This is a genomic window from Thalassotalea agarivorans (assembly GCF_030295955.1).
Lineage (GTDB): Bacteria > Pseudomonadota > Gammaproteobacteria > Enterobacterales > Alteromonadaceae > Thalassotalea_D > Thalassotalea_D agarivorans.
Map to the genome: position 1 here is coordinate 3,113,663 of NZ_AP027363.1, position 16,175 is coordinate 3,129,837.

12 protein-coding genes are annotated in these 16,175 nt (G+C 42.2%); 5 read left to right on the forward strand and 7 right to left on the reverse strand.

Features of this window, described 5'->3' with window-relative positions:
- Positions 1-6 precede the first annotated feature (6 nt).
- Positions 7-846 (forward strand): 4-hydroxybenzoate octaprenyltransferase, encoded by an 840-nt coding sequence (ubiA, locus tag QUD85_RS14250; RefSeq protein ID WP_093328573.1) that lies wholly within the window; start codon positions 7-9, stop codon positions 844-846.
- Positions 847-872: 26 nt separating this feature from the next.
- Here ubiA and plsB read toward each other — a convergent pair whose 3' ends face one another.
- Entirely contained in the window at positions 873-3,314 is a 2,442-nt protein-coding gene (gene plsB, locus QUD85_RS14255) for a glycerol-3-phosphate 1-O-acyltransferase PlsB (RefSeq protein ID WP_093328575.1), read from the reverse strand.
- Between the two features lie 293 nt (positions 3,315-3,607).
- Between plsB and QUD85_RS14260 the strand changes: the two genes are divergently transcribed.
- Positions 3,608-4,390, forward strand: a complete 783-nt coding sequence (locus tag QUD85_RS14260; RefSeq protein ID WP_093328577.1) for a 3-hydroxybutyrate dehydrogenase — start codon at positions 3,608-3,610, stop codon at positions 4,388-4,390.
- Positions 4,391-4,415: 25 nt separating this feature from the next.
- On the opposite strand, the gene QUD85_RS14265 is transcribed toward QUD85_RS14260, so the two are convergent.
- Both QUD85_RS14265 and QUD85_RS14270 read right to left on the reverse strand, forming a co-directional pair.
- Positions 4,416-5,342: an alpha/beta hydrolase gene (locus QUD85_RS14265; RefSeq protein WP_093328579.1), complete on the reverse strand. Its 927-nt coding sequence runs from the start codon at positions 5,340-5,342 to the stop codon at positions 4,416-4,418.
- 2 nt (positions 5,343-5,344) lie between these two features.
- Entirely contained in the window at positions 5,345-6,502 is a 1,158-nt protein-coding gene (locus QUD85_RS14270; RefSeq protein WP_093328757.1) for an MFS transporter, read from the reverse strand.
- 174 nt (positions 6,503-6,676) lie between these two features.
- Between QUD85_RS14270 and QUD85_RS14275 the strand changes: the two genes are divergently transcribed.
- Positions 6,677-10,090 (forward strand): PAS domain-containing hybrid sensor histidine kinase/response regulator, encoded by a 3,414-nt coding sequence (locus QUD85_RS14275; protein ID WP_322787111.1) that lies wholly within the window; start codon positions 6,677-6,679, stop codon positions 10,088-10,090.
- 91 nt (positions 10,091-10,181) lie between these two features.
- Here the strand turns inward: QUD85_RS14275 and QUD85_RS14280 are convergent, their stop codons facing one another.
- The 3 genes from QUD85_RS14280 to QUD85_RS14290 form a co-directional block, all read right to left on the reverse strand.
- Positions 10,182-10,832, reverse strand: coding sequence for a response regulator transcription factor (locus tag QUD85_RS14280; protein ID WP_093328759.1), 651 nt, complete (start codon positions 10,830-10,832; stop codon positions 10,182-10,184).
- A gap of 138 nt (positions 10,833-10,970) precedes the next feature.
- Positions 10,971-13,253: a TonB-dependent receptor gene (locus QUD85_RS14285; protein WP_093328582.1), complete on the reverse strand. Its 2,283-nt coding sequence runs from the start codon at positions 13,251-13,253 to the stop codon at positions 10,971-10,973.
- A 149-nt stretch (positions 13,254-13,402) separates the two neighbouring features.
- Complete coding sequence (locus tag QUD85_RS14290) at positions 13,403-14,305, reverse strand: extracellular catalytic domain type 1 short-chain-length polyhydroxyalkanoate depolymerase (protein ID WP_093328584.1); 903 nt, start codon at positions 14,303-14,305, stop codon at positions 13,403-13,405.
- A gap of 104 nt (positions 14,306-14,409) precedes the next feature.
- On the opposite strand from QUD85_RS14290, the gene QUD85_RS14295 reads away from it, so the two are divergent.
- Together QUD85_RS14295 and QUD85_RS14300 are read left to right on the forward strand one after the other, a co-directional pair.
- Positions 14,410-14,703 carry a DUF3630 family protein gene (locus tag QUD85_RS14295; RefSeq protein WP_093328585.1) on the forward strand — a complete coding sequence of 98 codons (294 nt, stop codon included), beginning with the start codon at positions 14,410-14,412 and terminating at the stop codon, positions 14,701-14,703.
- A gap of 7 nt (positions 14,704-14,710) precedes the next feature.
- Complete coding sequence (locus QUD85_RS14300) at positions 14,711-15,166, forward strand: DUF523 domain-containing protein (protein ID WP_093328587.1); 456 nt, start codon at positions 14,711-14,713, stop codon at positions 15,164-15,166.
- Here the strand turns inward: QUD85_RS14300 and QUD85_RS14305 are convergent.
- The gene (locus QUD85_RS14305) at positions 15,155-16,162 is read right to left on the reverse strand and encodes a GGDEF domain-containing protein (RefSeq protein WP_093328589.1); all 1,008 of its coding nucleotides are present in this window, start codon (positions 16,160-16,162) and stop codon (positions 15,155-15,157) included. The genes QUD85_RS14300 and QUD85_RS14305 overlap by 12 nt on opposite strands.
- Positions 16,163-16,175: the final 13 nt, after the last annotated feature.

The following is a 16,175-nucleotide window of genomic DNA, read 5'->3' on the forward strand; positions in this document are numbered from 1 at the left end:
AATAAAATGGCGGCATTAGGCCAACTAATGCGATTAGATAAACCCATCGGCACTTACCTGTTGTTGTGGCCAACATATTGGGCGCTATGGATTGCCTCTGATGGTTGGCCAAATGCGCATCTGATAGTGGTGTTTACCCTTGGAGTTTTTATTATGCGTAGCGCCGGTTGTGTTATAAATGATTTTGCCGATAGAAAGGTTGATGGTCAGGTCAAACGCACCAGCGAAAGGCCACTAGTTACTGGCGCTGTAACCACGAAAGAAGCCTTGGCGCTATTTGCTGGGCTGGTTATTGTCGCATTTTTATTGGTGCTCACCCTATCAAGCTTTACCATAAAAATGTCTGTTGTCGCGCTCGCACTCGCCAGTATGTATCCATTTATGAAACGCTACACCAATATGCCGCAACTTGTGCTGGGGTTAGCCTTTAGCTGGGGCATGATTATGGCCTTTGCAGAAGCACAAGGTGCAATACCACTGACAGCTTGGTTACTATTTAGCGCAAATGTATTGTGGACTATTGCATACGATACTATGTACGCCATGGTTGATAGAGACGACGACCTTAAAGTCGGTATTAAATCGACAGCCATTCTATTCGGGCGTAACGACACGCGTATTATTTTAACGCTACAACTACTCACGCTCGCTTTGTTATGGCAGGTAGGGGAATTAAATGCCTTTGGTTGGCCTTATCAGTTAGCGATGGTAATCGTTGCTGCACTTTTTAGTTATCAACAAATTTTGATAAGAAATAAAGCTCGCGATGCCTGTTTTAAAGCCTTTCTCAATAACCATTGGGTTGGCCTTGTGATTTTCTTTGCTATTGTCATTGAGTACTTATAAAAAAAGCCGCTTAAGCGGCTTTTTGCTTATCTAGCGATACTCTGCAACACTTCGATATCTATCAGGTTGTTCACTATCGTTTTTAGATGACCTAACGATTCTGTAGTGATCAGCTTTCCTTCGTCATTTTGCGCTATTAAGCCTAATTCGCGCATATGACTTATCAACACGGCTTGCGCTTTCTTATCAATGAACTCTGGCGCATTAATATCGTTTAATACAGACAAACGCTTAGCAATAGAAACAACATTCTCTTCAAAGTTTGACTTAGCAACCGGTGAAAGGCGCCCCATCAAATTAATAATAATGGCCAAACGCTGTAATGTTTCGTCACAAACCTCTGCCATAGCACGGGTTTGCGTAACATAGGCATTGGCGCCGACTAGTGACCAAAAGCCTGCTTTCGTGTGTTTAGCTACGCCTAATTCTTCATACCAAGCCAATGTTTGTTTAACTTGTTTTGACACATCTTTGTCTTGTTGCCACAAAAACAAATCTGGCTTTATTAACGCCATCAGCGCTTGTACTTGTTCAATTAATTCAGTTTCCGCAATTTTACTATTACGTAATAAAACTCGCGTCACTAGTGACGGCAATAAATATACTTGCACGATATTGTTGCGATAGTAGCCCATCTCTAATGAAGCTTTCTCGTCGAGCGACACAATATCACCGAAGCTATCTTGCGTCACAGAGACTTTATTAAGCTTAATTACATGCGCGAGCAAATCACGACCTGACTGCTGCGGGAAAACAATTTGCTTGCTATAAGGCGCTTTGTTCAATGTCTCTAAAAAGAAATCAAGCTGCGCTTCAAGTTCTACTTTTGGTAGCGCTTTGTTTTGTGCCTGATGCAGAACCATTGCCACCAAGGCGTTACCGCTCACTGCCGTCGCCTGGTTAATCGATGTCATAACATTGTTCGCTAATTTATTGACCGTTGGCGTTAACCAATTAGGCTTTTGCGGATCAATAGGATCAATCGCACTTTTCCAATCTTCAACATTATCATTTAAAAATTGGTTTAGATTAATCGGCTCGCCAAAGTTTACATAGCCTTTACCGTAGTTACGTAAACTTTTTATCGCCTTTAACACGCCAAATACCGACTCGTTTTTCTTTTGGCTACCACTTAACTCTTTATGGTAAGTGCCCACTTCCATCACGTGTTCATAACCTAAGTAAACAGGTACTAGCGTTAATGGTCTATCGACTCCACGCAGCAAACTTTGAATGGTCATCGCCAACATACCCGTTTTTGGTTGCAATAAGCGACCCGTGCGACTGCGACCGCCTTCGGTGTAGTACTTAACCGAATAACCGCGTTCAAATAACAAGCCGAGGTATTCTCTGAAGATAGTCGAATACAGACGATTGCCTTTAAAACTTCTGCGAATGAAAAACGCACCGGCTTTTCTAAAAATTGGACCTGCTGGCCAAAAATTAAGGTTGATACCTGCAGCGATTCTCGGTGTTACTAGGCCTTCGTGATAAATCACATAGGTCAACAGTAAGTAATCCATATGGCTTCGATGACAAGGCACATAGATGATCTCATGGCCTTCCTGCGCCACTTCTCTCACACGCTGTGCATTGGTCACTTCTATATCGTCATACAAACGATTCCAAAGTTTAGCCAATACTCGCTCACCAAAACGAATCATACTATCGCGATAGTCACCGGCAATTTCATCCATCATTTCCAGTGCTTTCTTTTTCACGCTTTCTTCAGTAACACCTTTACTGCGCGCTTCATCTTCGATGATTTTCTTAACGGCTGGATTAGCAAGTAAGTTATTAAACATCTGATTACGATGCATCAATCGCGGACCTGTGGCTGCAACTGTTTGACGGTGGAAATGAAAACGAGCAACGCGTACTAATTTATGGGCAGTTTCTTCATCGCTACCATGCTTGTCCGCCATATAACGCAGTTGCACCGCTTGGCTAAAACGCACGAAATTATGACGGCCTAAAAATAAGACAATGAAAAATTTTCGTAGCCAGCTTGGTGATTCTTGATCGGCTATCACAGTGCCAACATTAGCGTCGTTTTTCTCTTTGGTTGGCACTCGCCCCCAATTCAAATTAACCGGGACTAACTGTGCATCAAGTGATTCATCTTGTTCATGTGCTTGAAGTAACTCCAACCCCTGTGCAATCGCCGTGGTTTTAGTTTTCTTAAAAAAAGGAAGAACCGGACTTGGATTTTCCAAACAAAGGGTTCTATCAAAGGTCTTGTCACCGATAACCACGGGTGAAAGTGGATCTGGCAGATGAACTGCGCGACACGCTTTTTGTAACGTTAAAAGATCGCTCGCTGACTGGTGGCGAACAATGTAAAAAATAGGTCGTGTTGTGTCTATTGTTCTCGACGTTGCTACGTCGTCAGGCACAATTTTACTGCGTACTAATAACTTTAATGGATATTTAAGCAAAAAATACTGCAATGCTTTTAATAATGACATAAAAGTCTCTCTTCTGAATTCCCCAAAGGTGTTGAGCCGTTTTTTTATTTTAGTTTTTCGGTCATTTTACTGGCGCTCGCATAAAAACTTAAGCTTATGCAGAGCGGAAATAACAGCTAAGTTTAGCATTTATTGAATTAACACTACACGTTTAATCCTTGTATTTGCTGATTTTCTGAGCATACACATGTACGCTGAAATGAATACTAGAAAGGTATAGCACTATGGTAGTACTCCCAAATGACCAAAAAACGCGTATTTTTATAGGAGTAATAAATTAGATAGAGGTTTGTATGCTAAAGGGTAAAACAGCGTTGGTCACAGGTTCTACAAGTGGTATTGGCCTTGCAACGGCACAACATTTAGCAAGCGAAGGGTGTAATATCGTGTTGCACGGTTTAATGCCTGAAGCTGAAGGTAAGGCATTGGCACAGTCTTTTGAACAAGAATACAAGATATCTTGTATGTTCAGTGACGCCAATATTAAGTCAGTTGAAGCGATAAAAACACTGCTAGATAGCGCCATTGAAACATTTGGTGCAATCGATATTTTAGTCAATAACGCTGGGATTCAGCACACCGAAAACATTGTCGATTTCCCAGAAGAAAAGTATCAAGACATTATCGACATTAACTTATCATCGGCGTTTTACACGATGAAATATGCCTTGCCGGGCATGCAGAAAAAAGGCTGGGGGCGTATTATCAATATTGCTTCAGTTCATGGCCTAGTCGCGTCAATTGACAAAGCGGCCTATGTTGCTTCAAAACATGGTTTGGTGGGCATGACAAAAGTCGTTGCTATTGAAAATGCCGCAAACGGCGTCACTGCTAATGCGGTATGCCCAGGCTGGGTTGATACACCACTGATTGGTAATCAAATAGATTCCATCGCTGAGCAAAAAGGGATTTCCGTAGAAGAAGCTAAAGTGGCACTGATAACTGCCAAGCAACCTCGCCCGGAGATGGCCAAGCCAAGTGAAATTGGCGCCTTAATTGGATTTTTGTGTAGCGATGCTGCCCAAGGAATTACGGGCAGTGCAATGCCCATAGATGGTGGCTGGACAGCACAATAAAAAAAAGCGGCTAAGCCGCTTTTTTTTATTTGTTTACGAATCTGGCGATATGCTGATAAAGCTCATCACATTCATCTGTAACCAAGTCTTCAATATTCATAAAGGCATGAATCATACCATCAAACTGATAATGATTAACGTCGACGCCTTGCGCGGTTAATCGTCGCACAAATTGCTGCCCTTCATCTCGTAATGGATCACATCCAGCGGTAAAGATTAACGTCGGTGGTACGTCACTTAAGTCAGCAAATAATGGCGAAGCAACGCGTCTATCCGCGGCCGCATCAAAGTAGTGGTCGAAATACCAAGCGATACGATCTGATTCCAATAAGAAACCTGAACCATTCTCTTTGATTGAATCAGACTGCATGGTGTAGTCCAAACTTGGATAGATCAATATCTGTCCCGCTAATGTCGGCATTTTGCCAACACCACTAGATAACCCTAATGTACTTGAGATTGCACCGCCTGCGCTGTCACCAGCGACATAGAACGTATCAAGATGATTCACGCCCGCAAGTACCTCTCGATGATTCACTAACATCGCCTTACAATCATTCAAGCCAATCGGATACTGAAACTCAGGCGCTAAACGATACTCTGTGCTGACAACAATAGCATTAGCTTCGTTTGCCATGCGTCGGCACATAGGGTCGTATAAATCTACGCTGCCACACATGTGTCCACCACCATGGTAAAAAAAGATCACCGGCAATGCTTTGTCTGGTGCAGGGTGATAAAGTCGAAAAGCAATATCATGTTGAGCCACGGGTAAGACTCTATCCTCACTCCAGGCGATATCACTTTCTCTCGTCAATAAAGCAGACAATTTATCTAAGTTTTCGCGAGCCAGTGCTGGCGTTCGTTGAACATTGTCGGCTTTTGCTTGCGCTAAAGCTTCGTTAACCGTCGCTAAAAATGGCTCTAGTTTTTCGCTCGCTATACCTCGCATAACTATTCCTCTGCCTTATTTGTTTCCGGTAAAAAGAAGCTACCAAAGAAAAATGTACTACTGACGATAGCTATCAACAAGAATGAACTTGCATAGTCACCGTTGCTATCAGCCAGCTTACCAAACAACCACAAGATAAACGTCGCCAGCAAATAGCTGATGGAATAAAACAAACTAAATACAACAGTTAATCGCGCACTGTGCATGCCTTTTAATTCGTAAGGCAAGGTGACCAAAGCGGTGATTGGGAAGAATACAAAGAAGCCAAGTACCATAGCACTAATGGTTTGCATCAACGGATTAGGGGCAAAGGACAACCCAACAACTGAAATAGTAATGACAAGACCTGACCAGCGGATAACAGGAACTCGCTGCGTAATGTATTTACTATAAATAATCCCCGCAATGGTGCCGATAATGCCAAAACCTATTACCCACTTACTTTCACTGATGCCAGCCTTCGGATAAAAGGTAAACAAGCAAATATAGAAAGCCAAAATGCCAGAATAGGTAAGCGCATAAGCCCAATTAAAACGATCTTTTAGGCCTTCTGCGTAGCTATAGGTTTGCGCTTGTTGCTCACCAGATTGATCATCTGCTTTTTCGAATGAAACCAATATCCAAACCATAGCTAACGCTAAAGTGGCGATAGAAAACGCGATCAAGCTCCACTGCCAGTCACCGGTCATGGCGTTAATGTCAGCCATAAACCATAAAATAATTGCGGTACCAACATTAAATGCAACAGCATTTAAACCGTTGACGATAGGACGCTCTTTCGCATCAAACCATTGCATCACGATTGGGTTAAAGTAAACAATCATAAAGGCGCCACCGAGTCCCATTAGAAAGCGACTGACAAGCAACAACTCATAATTTGGCGCTACGGGAGTGATAATGCCGACAAAAATCAACAGACATGACACAAAGAATGCGTACTTCACACCAAGTTTTACCGCGAGCCACGCTGCGGCAAATGTGCCAACTATTTTTGCCAGCGTAACCGCGCCACTGATAAAGCTCGCGCTTGCGAGCGAATCGACGTCCATAGAGCGCATGATCTGATCCATGCTAGCTGTACCGCCGACCCACGCCATGGCAAACAACACGTAGCTTAAAAATACTAATGTCTCTACCAGGTATTTGTTCGTAATTTTCATATGTGATAACTTCATTACATCCTTTTGATTGCTTTCAGATTAACGAATCAGCTGTCAAAAATAAGTACTACCTTAGTGCTATACCCAGTATTCATTGAATCTATAACAATACTAATAACAGTACTTTACTTATCTTTTTATTGAAAAAGTACACTTTTAAATGAGGGCATTATTTTGGGTTGGCTATCTGTTAACGCTTGGCTAATTTCAGCATTAGCTATTGGTTATCTAGCATTGTTGTTTGTTGTCGCCTTTTACGGGCAAAAAATGACAGACAAAGATTGGCAAAAAAGGCCTTGGTTATATAGTTTAGCGCTCGGTGCTAGTTGTACTTCGTGGGCGTTTTACGGCATGGTTGGGCAAGTCGCTGAAAGTGGCGCGATTCTGGCGCCTGTTTATGTCGGCACCATATTACTGTTTGTTTTGATGTGGCCGATTTTGCTCAAAATTATTCGCATTGCCAAACAACAAAACCTAACATCAATTGCCGATTTCATTGCCTGTCGTTACGACCGTTCGACTAAGCTCGCCGCCTTAGTAACCTTGCTAGCATTAATAGCCACCATTCCCTACATCGCGCTGCAACTTCGGGCAATATCAACTAGCTTCGACTTATTAACAGGGAGTTATCGAACAGGTTTAAGTACTACCTTTGTTGTTACCATCGTATTAATTCTATTTAGTGTCTTGGTAGGTACAAGACAAATCGAAATAAGTAAGCAAAACAATGGTCTAATGCTAGCTGTTGCGTTTGCATCAATCATTAAATTAGTCGCGCTATCTGCCGTTGGTATTTTCGTTACCTTTTATTTATATGACGGTTTTGGCGCACTACTTTCACAGCGCGAACATGTCATCCCAACCAGTCAAAGTGGCCTCAATTACTTGGTGTTTGCGCAAGCCATTTTGGGGATTCTAATGATTTTGGTTTCTCCTCAGCAATTCCACTTAATGGTCATAGAAAACCATAGTGAAAATGAACTCAAAAAAGCGCGCTGGCAATATCCACTTTACTTAATTGCCATGAATATTTTTGTACTACCGATTGCAATCGCTGGTCTATTAACCTTTGTTGGCGGTAGTGTCGATGCCGATACCTTTGTATTAAGTTTGCCCCTGTTTTACCAACAAGCATGGCTAGCGGTGATCGTGTTTATCGGTGGATTAGCAGCTGCCACGTCGATGGTAATCGTAGCCACTATTGTATTAAGTTCGATGTTAACCACAGAGGTAATTACGCCTGCACTTCTTAAAATCAATTCTAGTGCCGGCAACAAAACCGATCACTATTCCACCTTCTTACTTTATCTACGTCGAATTACAATTGCCGTAATCTTGTTACTCGCCTTTATTTTTGAATTGCTTATCGGGCAGAAGAGTCACCTCGCGGCAATCGGCTTGTTATCCTTCGTGTTACTCGCCCAATTTGCTCCTGCCGTGCTTGCCGCCTTGTTTTGGCGTAAAGCGACAACAAAGGGTGCATATACTGGCATTATTGTTGGCAGTGTGGTTTGGTTTTATACGCTATTACTACCCGCGATTATGCCCAGCTTACCTTGGTTAGAAACAGGGCCTTTCAACATCGCTTGGTTAAAACCTACGGAGCTTTTTGGTACCGCCACATTAGATATAACAAGCCACGGGTTGTTTTGGAGTTTAGCTGCTAATTTAAGCTGTTTTCTGATTATTTCTGCTTTTACACAGCGAAGTATTGGCGAGAAGTTACAGGCACAAGTGTTTATCGATAAAGAGGCGCATACGCAAACCGCACATCTTTCTATTGCAGATTTATATAAGTTACTTTATCGCTTTACCAACAAGCAAACCGCTGAACAGTTTTTATTAGTTAGTAATAGCCACGAAAAAGACAAAACAGTGGCTAATGAACAACAGCTTATCATGTGCGAAAACTTACTCTCCGGTGTACTAGGCTCGGCATCAACGCGCATGGTAATTAATGCAGCTAGTGCCCGACAGCAAGTACAACTTGAAGATGTCGCTAGTATTGTTGACGAGGCATCACAAGTACTTCAGTTTAACCGCGAATTATTGCAGGCCGGTGTAGAGAACATTGAGCAAGGGATCAGTGTAGTAGACGCGGATATGAACCTTGTTGCTTGGAACAAACGCTATATAGAACTACTTGAATACCCTGGGGAATTAGTTCAAGCCGGCGTACCCATAGCCAAGTTACTCGCCTATAACGTGGAGCGCGGTATTATTCAAGGCGACAATACCCAAGCGTTAATTGATAAACGAATTGCCCACATGCAGTCAGGCCATAGTCATCATTTACAACGTAAACTGCCCAATGGCTTAGTAATTGAAATTCGAGGACAAGCAATGCCAGGAGGCGGCTTTGTATCAACATTTACCGATATCACCGCGCATATTGAAGCCGAACAAGCATTGCAATTAGCCAATGAAAACCTAGAAAAACGGGTGCAACTGCGCACACAAGAGCTACAAACGGCTAAAGCACAAGCAGAAGCAGCTAATAAAAGTAAAACGCGATTTTTAGCCGCAGCAAGTCATGACCTGATGCAGCCCTTTAACGCATTGGCGCTATTTACAGATATGCTTAAACAAAAGGCGACCGATAAGTCGTTGAGTCAACTGGCGGATAACATAGAAAACTCTCTCCATGTTGTTGAAGATTTACTCTCTGACTTAGTAGAAATTTCTAGGCTCGATAGCAACAGCGATAAAATTAAAACCCACGCCTTTGCACTTGCCGATATCCTGCAACCGCTCACTAAAGAATTTGAAGCGTTATCTACCAAGTACAACGTCAGTTTTAACTCGGTTAACAGTAGTAAGTGGACAGACACCGACCCTCGTTTGCTACGACGTGTAATTCAAAACTTTTTGTCGAACGCATTTCATTATTGCGAGCAAGGTAAAGTGGTACTTGGTGTTAGGCATCAAGCGGACAAACTTTGCATCGAGGTATGGGATAATGGTCCCGGCATTGCTGACGACAAAATCAATGCAATCTTTAAGGAATTTGAACGCTTAGAGCACACGCGTGAAATTCCAGGTTTAGGGCTTGGATTAGCAATATCTGAGCGTATCGCCAAACTGTTAAAACTAAAAATAAATGTACGTTCTACTGTGGGTCAGGGTACCTGTTTTAGTATTTCAGTACCCATGATACAACCGGTGAAACAGCCTATCCAACAAGCTGAAAAATTAGATGCGGATAAGTCAGCAGAGCTTTCCAGTAAACATATTCTATTAATCGACAACGATGAGCTTATGCTAACGGCATTGTCGCAACAGTTACGTGATTGGGGATGCGAAGTAGTAGCAATCAAAACACGTGAAGCTGCGCTAACATACGCACAAACTGCAACCCAACAACCCGATTTAATTATTGGTGACTATCATTTGGATAATGACGACAATGGCGTAGATTTAGTCTCAGAATTGCTCGCCACCTACCAGTGGCTTAGCCCATGTGTAATATGCTCGGCAGATCCTTCTGAAGCTGTCAGAAGCCACACTAGTGGCGCGCAATTTCAGTTTGCTCGCAAGCCATTAAAAGCGATTGCGTTAAAACGCATCCTTAAGCAATTGGCGCGCTAATCAAAGAAAGATATCAGTAGTTAAAGCCAGCCCCAAGTACAAAAAATCCCGCTTAACTGCGGGATTTTATTATTGCGTTTATAACTAATGGTTAGGCCGATGGAGTTAACATTAATTGCTGATAAACAAGTCCTGCTTGCGTGCGATTTAACACTTCAAGCTTAAGTAAAATAGCAGACACATGCTTTTTGACAGTGGTTTCTTTTATATCCAAATCGTATGCGATTTGTTTATTTAATTGGCCATCTGCAATTCTCGCGAGCACGGTGTATTGCTGAGGTGTTAATTGTGCAAGTTGCTTCGCTAATTTTTTATGCTCTTTGGCACTGTCATCATTGGCAGCATCAATACCTGAAGGCAACCAAACATCACCATCAAGTACGGTATTAATTGCACTCGAAATGGTTTCCAAATCTGCAGCTTTTGGGATAAAAGCACTAGCACCATAGTTAATCGCTTTTTGCATAATCTCTGGGTTATCGTCTGACGACACCATGATCACCACAATATCAGGATAATGATTTTGCAGCTGAGTGAGGCCGGTAAAGCCATCATTGCCGGGCATATGCAAATCGAGAAATATCATTTCTAGCGCTGGCGTACTTTCAACGATAGTTAATAAATCTTGAAAGTTATCTGCTTCGAGAATGTCTTCTTTGGTCACACACTCTACAACAGCGTGTTTTAATGCGGCGCGAAAAAGCGGGTGATCATCAGCTATCGCTACTTTTGTGGTACTCATGTCTAAATTGCTTTGGGCTAACATGCAAACCTCATTATAGGAATATCTGTTAAAACAAAACAAGCGCTAAATATAGCGCTTGTTTACATTTATAAAAAATGCCACATTGGCCGCTCACCGCAGTGGCACTAGGGAGGATTAGAAACTATAACCTACAGTAAGTGCGATAGTTCTTGGGTCACCGTAGTAACCGATTAACGTTGTATCACCGCCTAGACCAGGTGCAAAGCTACCGTCATCTTGAGGTGTTACGAACGCGTAGTTACCCACTAAGTATTCTTCATCCGTTAAGTTCTTCAAGTGAAGACCTGCAGTCCAACTACCTTCTGGGCTGTACCAGTTAAGACCTAAGTTAGCTAAGCCGTAACCTTCTTGCGTTAACAAGTTACCCGTGGTTGTTAGGTCATACTCACTACGGTAGTAGTAGTTACCGTTGATAACGAAATCACCAATACCTGTGTAGATATCATAACTAAAGCCAATGTTAGCCGTCGTTTCTGGTGTGTAAGTAATAGTAAATTGATCAGTAATATCAATTGGCAAGCCCGTATCAGGGTCAAATGACGTTACTTCTTCAAACGACGAGTCAATTAAGCCCACTGTCGCAAATAGGTTAAAGCTGTCCGTTACCGCCCATTGCGCTTCAAGTTCTAAACCTGATGCTGTTGAGTTACCGATGTTACCTAAACGTTGGTTAAGATCTGTTGAATCTTCACCCGGCAATACGGTTACGTATTGACGGTCTTGGTGGTCAAGATAGAACACAGTCGCATTCAAGCGAAGTGCGTCAAACCATTCACTCTTAACACCAATTTCAAATGAATCTACGATTTCTGGATCCGCTGCCGGCTCTGCTGTAGAAGCACGCGGGTTAAAGGTACCTGATTTGAAACCTTGTGAATAACTTGCATAGAACATCATGTCGTCCGTTGCTTGGTATTCAACGCCAACACGTGGTGTGAAACGAGACCAATCTTCAGAGTCATTTAATACTTCTGGTGTTAATGGACCGCCGTCTCCTGGACGAACATAGCCTGGAATCCAGCCGCTATATGGATAAACCGTTTCAAATAGCAAACCGTTGTTTACATTCGCTTCTTTTTCTTCATTAGTGTAACGAGCACCTAATGTAACAGAAAGCTGTTCAGTGAAGTTGTATGAACCTTGTGCATATACCGCAGTACTTGTACCGTTGTTACAACCACTAACTTCACGTGTTAGGCCAGGTGCACCGAGTGCATTACCTAATACTTCTAGAATTGCTTCGAATTGACCACAAGACTCTGAATCAAAATAGTAAACACCTGATACAAAAGATAAGTCTTCACCATCGTAGTTAAGCTGTAATTCTTGGCTCACCTGTTCATCGTCATAAACCGCTGGAACGTCGAAGATACGTAAGTCTGTGTTATCAAAATCGATATTTGTCGGTGAATAGCTTTCACGCGATGCTGTTACTGATTTTAATGTCCAGTTTTCCGACAAGTAGAATTCAGCCGTAAAACTAATACCTTCTGTTTCTACTTTGTTCCAAGTAGGTAAACTCGTGTAAGAGTCATAAACGCTATCTGGTACAGGCGCTTCCGTTAGGATTGAAGGAAGTAAACGGTAACCACCTTTTGAATTTGAATCATCTTCCGTCTTATCGTAATTCAAACGGAAGAACATGCTATCTGTTGGCGTCGCTTCAATCGTTAAACGATACGCTAGCACGTCTTTGTTATAGTTTTCTAAATCCTGACCATCTAGATCAGATTTTAAATATTCACCAAAACCATCACGATTTAATTTCGCAACAGCAGCACCAATATAAAGTTTGTCATCGATAACAGGAATTTGTGTTGCTACTTTGAAGTCACGACGTGCGTAATCACCAACTGTTGCATCTAAATCAAGTTCAAAGTCACCTGACATCTTCTTGGTAACATACTTGATAGCACCACCAATGGTATTCTTACCATATAGTGTACCTTGTGGGCCACGAAGTACTTCCACTCGCTCAACATCTAAAATGTCTAGTACTGCACCTTGTGGGCGAGCAACATATACATCATCAATGTAAATACCAACGCCTGGCTCATAACCCCATAGCGGATCTTCTTGACCAACACCACGCATGAATGCTGTTAGCGTTGAGTTTGTACCACGGCTAGCTTGAAGCGTTGTATTTGGAGAAAACTGTTGAATCTCAGTTAATACAGCAATACCGTTTTGCTCCATTTGCTGAGCGCCAACTGATGTTACTGATACAGGTACTGATTGTAAGTTCTCAGCGGTTTTACGCGCCGTTACTTCAATCACTTCTAAACCTGAAGATTCTTCTTGTTGTTGCGCTTGTTCTTCCTCTGCAATTGCAAAACCGCTAAATGCTGAAGAAACTGCTATTGCTAGCAAAGTGCGCTTCATACGTTGCTGTCTCATAGAGATACCCTTGTTGTAATTTTGTCACTATTTTTATTGTTCTTATTCACTCTATCGTAAAGTTTCAAAAAAAGAATTTGTACGATAGTAGTATATGGATCGATGACTATTTACCTATTGAAACATCATAATAACCCCATGATTTTTAATTATTTTTTCAAATCCAGCTGCCATCTGCTGACAATATCTTGAGCTGTAGAAAGCGAATTTTCGATAAAAAATGGTCCTGAAGTACCACCCATTTTTTCATCAGGATTGACGAAAATGCCATGCCCCTTTTCGGCAACTTTTATCAAGGTGACTGTCGCTTTATCCGCGGTTGGCCAAAAGGTCATTTTCATATCACCTTGCGCATCACTCGTTGACGTTTTCACTTTGTGTAAGTGCGCCCAGCGTTTTGCAATAACATCGGCATTAACCGCTGCTACTATGGCGTCCTTGGTGCCCGTCCACACAATAATGTTTGGGTAGGAACCTTGATATGTTGCATCGGCTTGAATAACACCTTGTGGATCATTTGGACCTGTTCTCATGCAAGCAATCGCTTTGATTAAATCATTAGCACAGCCAAAAGGTACGCCTGCTATAATTGCCCCTGCAGAAAACATAGAAGGATAATGAGATAACAAGACATCTGCCATTGCACCACCAGCCGAAAGACCGACAATGTACACTTGTTCACTTTCTGTATGTTGTTTCGCCGATAGAATAACGTTTTTCAGCGATAAGGTCTCGCCTTGATCTTTGTTTATATCCGCTTGAGAGAACCAATTAAAACAGCGTTTTACATTGTTTTTGTCGCTTTGCTGCGGTAGCAATAAGTTAAACTGATGCTGTTTTGCTAGCTCTGTGAATCCCGATTGTTCAGCAAACGCCACTGCATCTTGAGCACAGCCATGAAGCAAGACCACCAACGGGGCCTTATTACTGTTAACGATCAAGTTGCTGGTAAGTTCACCAGGGTTATCACCAAAATCATTAAAGGATTGCGCCGATACCTGCATTGCACAGATAAGGGAGATAACTGCAATGAATTGTTGTTTTATTCGCATGTTTGACACTCCATTTATACCCTTACCAGTGTGCACGGGAATTTTTGTTTATCCTATGGTACTTTAGTGCCCATTGGCGCTCGACTGAGACATCAAAGATAATTATGCAAGAATTTGGACAACCACAAATCACCTACGACCAAGGCATTGTTAGCTATACCTTCAATGAAGATTGGCAACAAGAAGATATCGCCCAACTCGCTAGCACGATACTAGGCAAATTAGACGGATTTAATCAGCTCGAACATATCGCTGGCGCTGACAGAGAAGATTTCAGACTAAAGCAAGGTGACATTGTGTTTAAATTAAGTTTTGACATGTACAGTCAATCGATTTGGCTTGAAGGTGAAGACCAAGCAGCGCGCGAATATCTAGCGACACTTTTCAACAAGGGTTAACGCAGCGATGGAAAAAATACTGATTAGTGCCTGTTTTCTTGGCGAAAAAGTCCGCTATAACGGTGAAATTAAAACAGCGCCAAATAGCATCATTGCCAGCTGGCACGAGCAAGGTAGGCTAGTTAGTGTATGTCCTGAAGTAAGCGGTGGATTACCTGTGCCAAGAGCAGCAGCGGAGCAGCAGGCAACTGGGCTAGTTATCACGCAAGCCGGTGTCGACGTAACCGACGCCTTTACCCGCGGTGCGAACATCGCCTTATCGCTTTGTGAAACACATAACATTCGTTATGCCCTGTTAAAAGAATCGAGTCCATCTTGTGGTAGTAACACCATCTATGATGGTAGCTTTAGCCATCGAAAAATACCTGGACAAGGTGTAACGGCAGCCCTGTTAAGCGCGCACGGCATAAAAGTGTTTTCAGAAGAGAATATTGACCAGCTAATTACTATATTAACTGCTTAACGCGTAGCTACCACCACCAAGGTGATTGCTCTGTAAAATAGCGCGCGAGGTTTTTATCATATACTCAGCACTTTCACGTACTGAATATTGACTAACACCAACGGACACATTAACGCGGGGTAAACTCAAGCCAGACTTACTGCTGACAAACTTGAGTTTAGATACGCCTAAACTAATTTTTTGAGCAATAACGTCGGCAACAGTTTTTTCAACTTCAGGTAATAAAATCAAAAATTCATCACCACCTGAACGAATAGGCACGCCACTGTCATCAACATAAGTACTGATTTTCTGTGCTACTTTAGCCAACAACACATCACTAATTAGCGGGCCAAACCGCTGCGAAAATTGCGCAAAGTCGTCGATATTAACGACAATAGCCGCTAACGATAGGTTTGGATTTTTCCCTTGCCAATGATCAATTTGGTTCACTAGCGCTTTACGATTGTAAAATTTGGTGAGCGGATCAAGTAAAGCTTCTTGTTTTGCTTTAGAAATATCTTCTCTCAAGCTATTTGCTTCTCTACGGGACTTTAACAAGTGCTGACGTAGTTTTAATTGTTCTGTTTTAATCGCACGGGTGGATTGCTTTAACTGCGCTACCGCCTCAATAACATCGTTGATGTCATCAGAATCAAGCTTCGCTAGATTGCCATCGATCTTATTGACAAAACCATCGATAGTTTTACTGGTGGTGACCGACGTTTCTTGCACACTGCGCAGCAGGTCGTCTAAGTCACTTAATAAGGCATGTTTTACTTTATTATGACCAAGTAGATGCTCACGATACACTTCTTCAATGAAAAAGCTGTCGATAGTTTTCTTGGCATCGATATGTTGGTTTATTGCGGCGATAAGGTCGGCATTGTGCAATGAAACATATTCATAGCACACAGAATAATTTATTGGGTTAGGCGGTAAAGACCACGTCTTGAGTTGAGCAAGCGATTGACGTAGCTTTTTTTCGGCTTCTGAAGCCGAATCGTGATATTTCATTACCTTGTCTTAA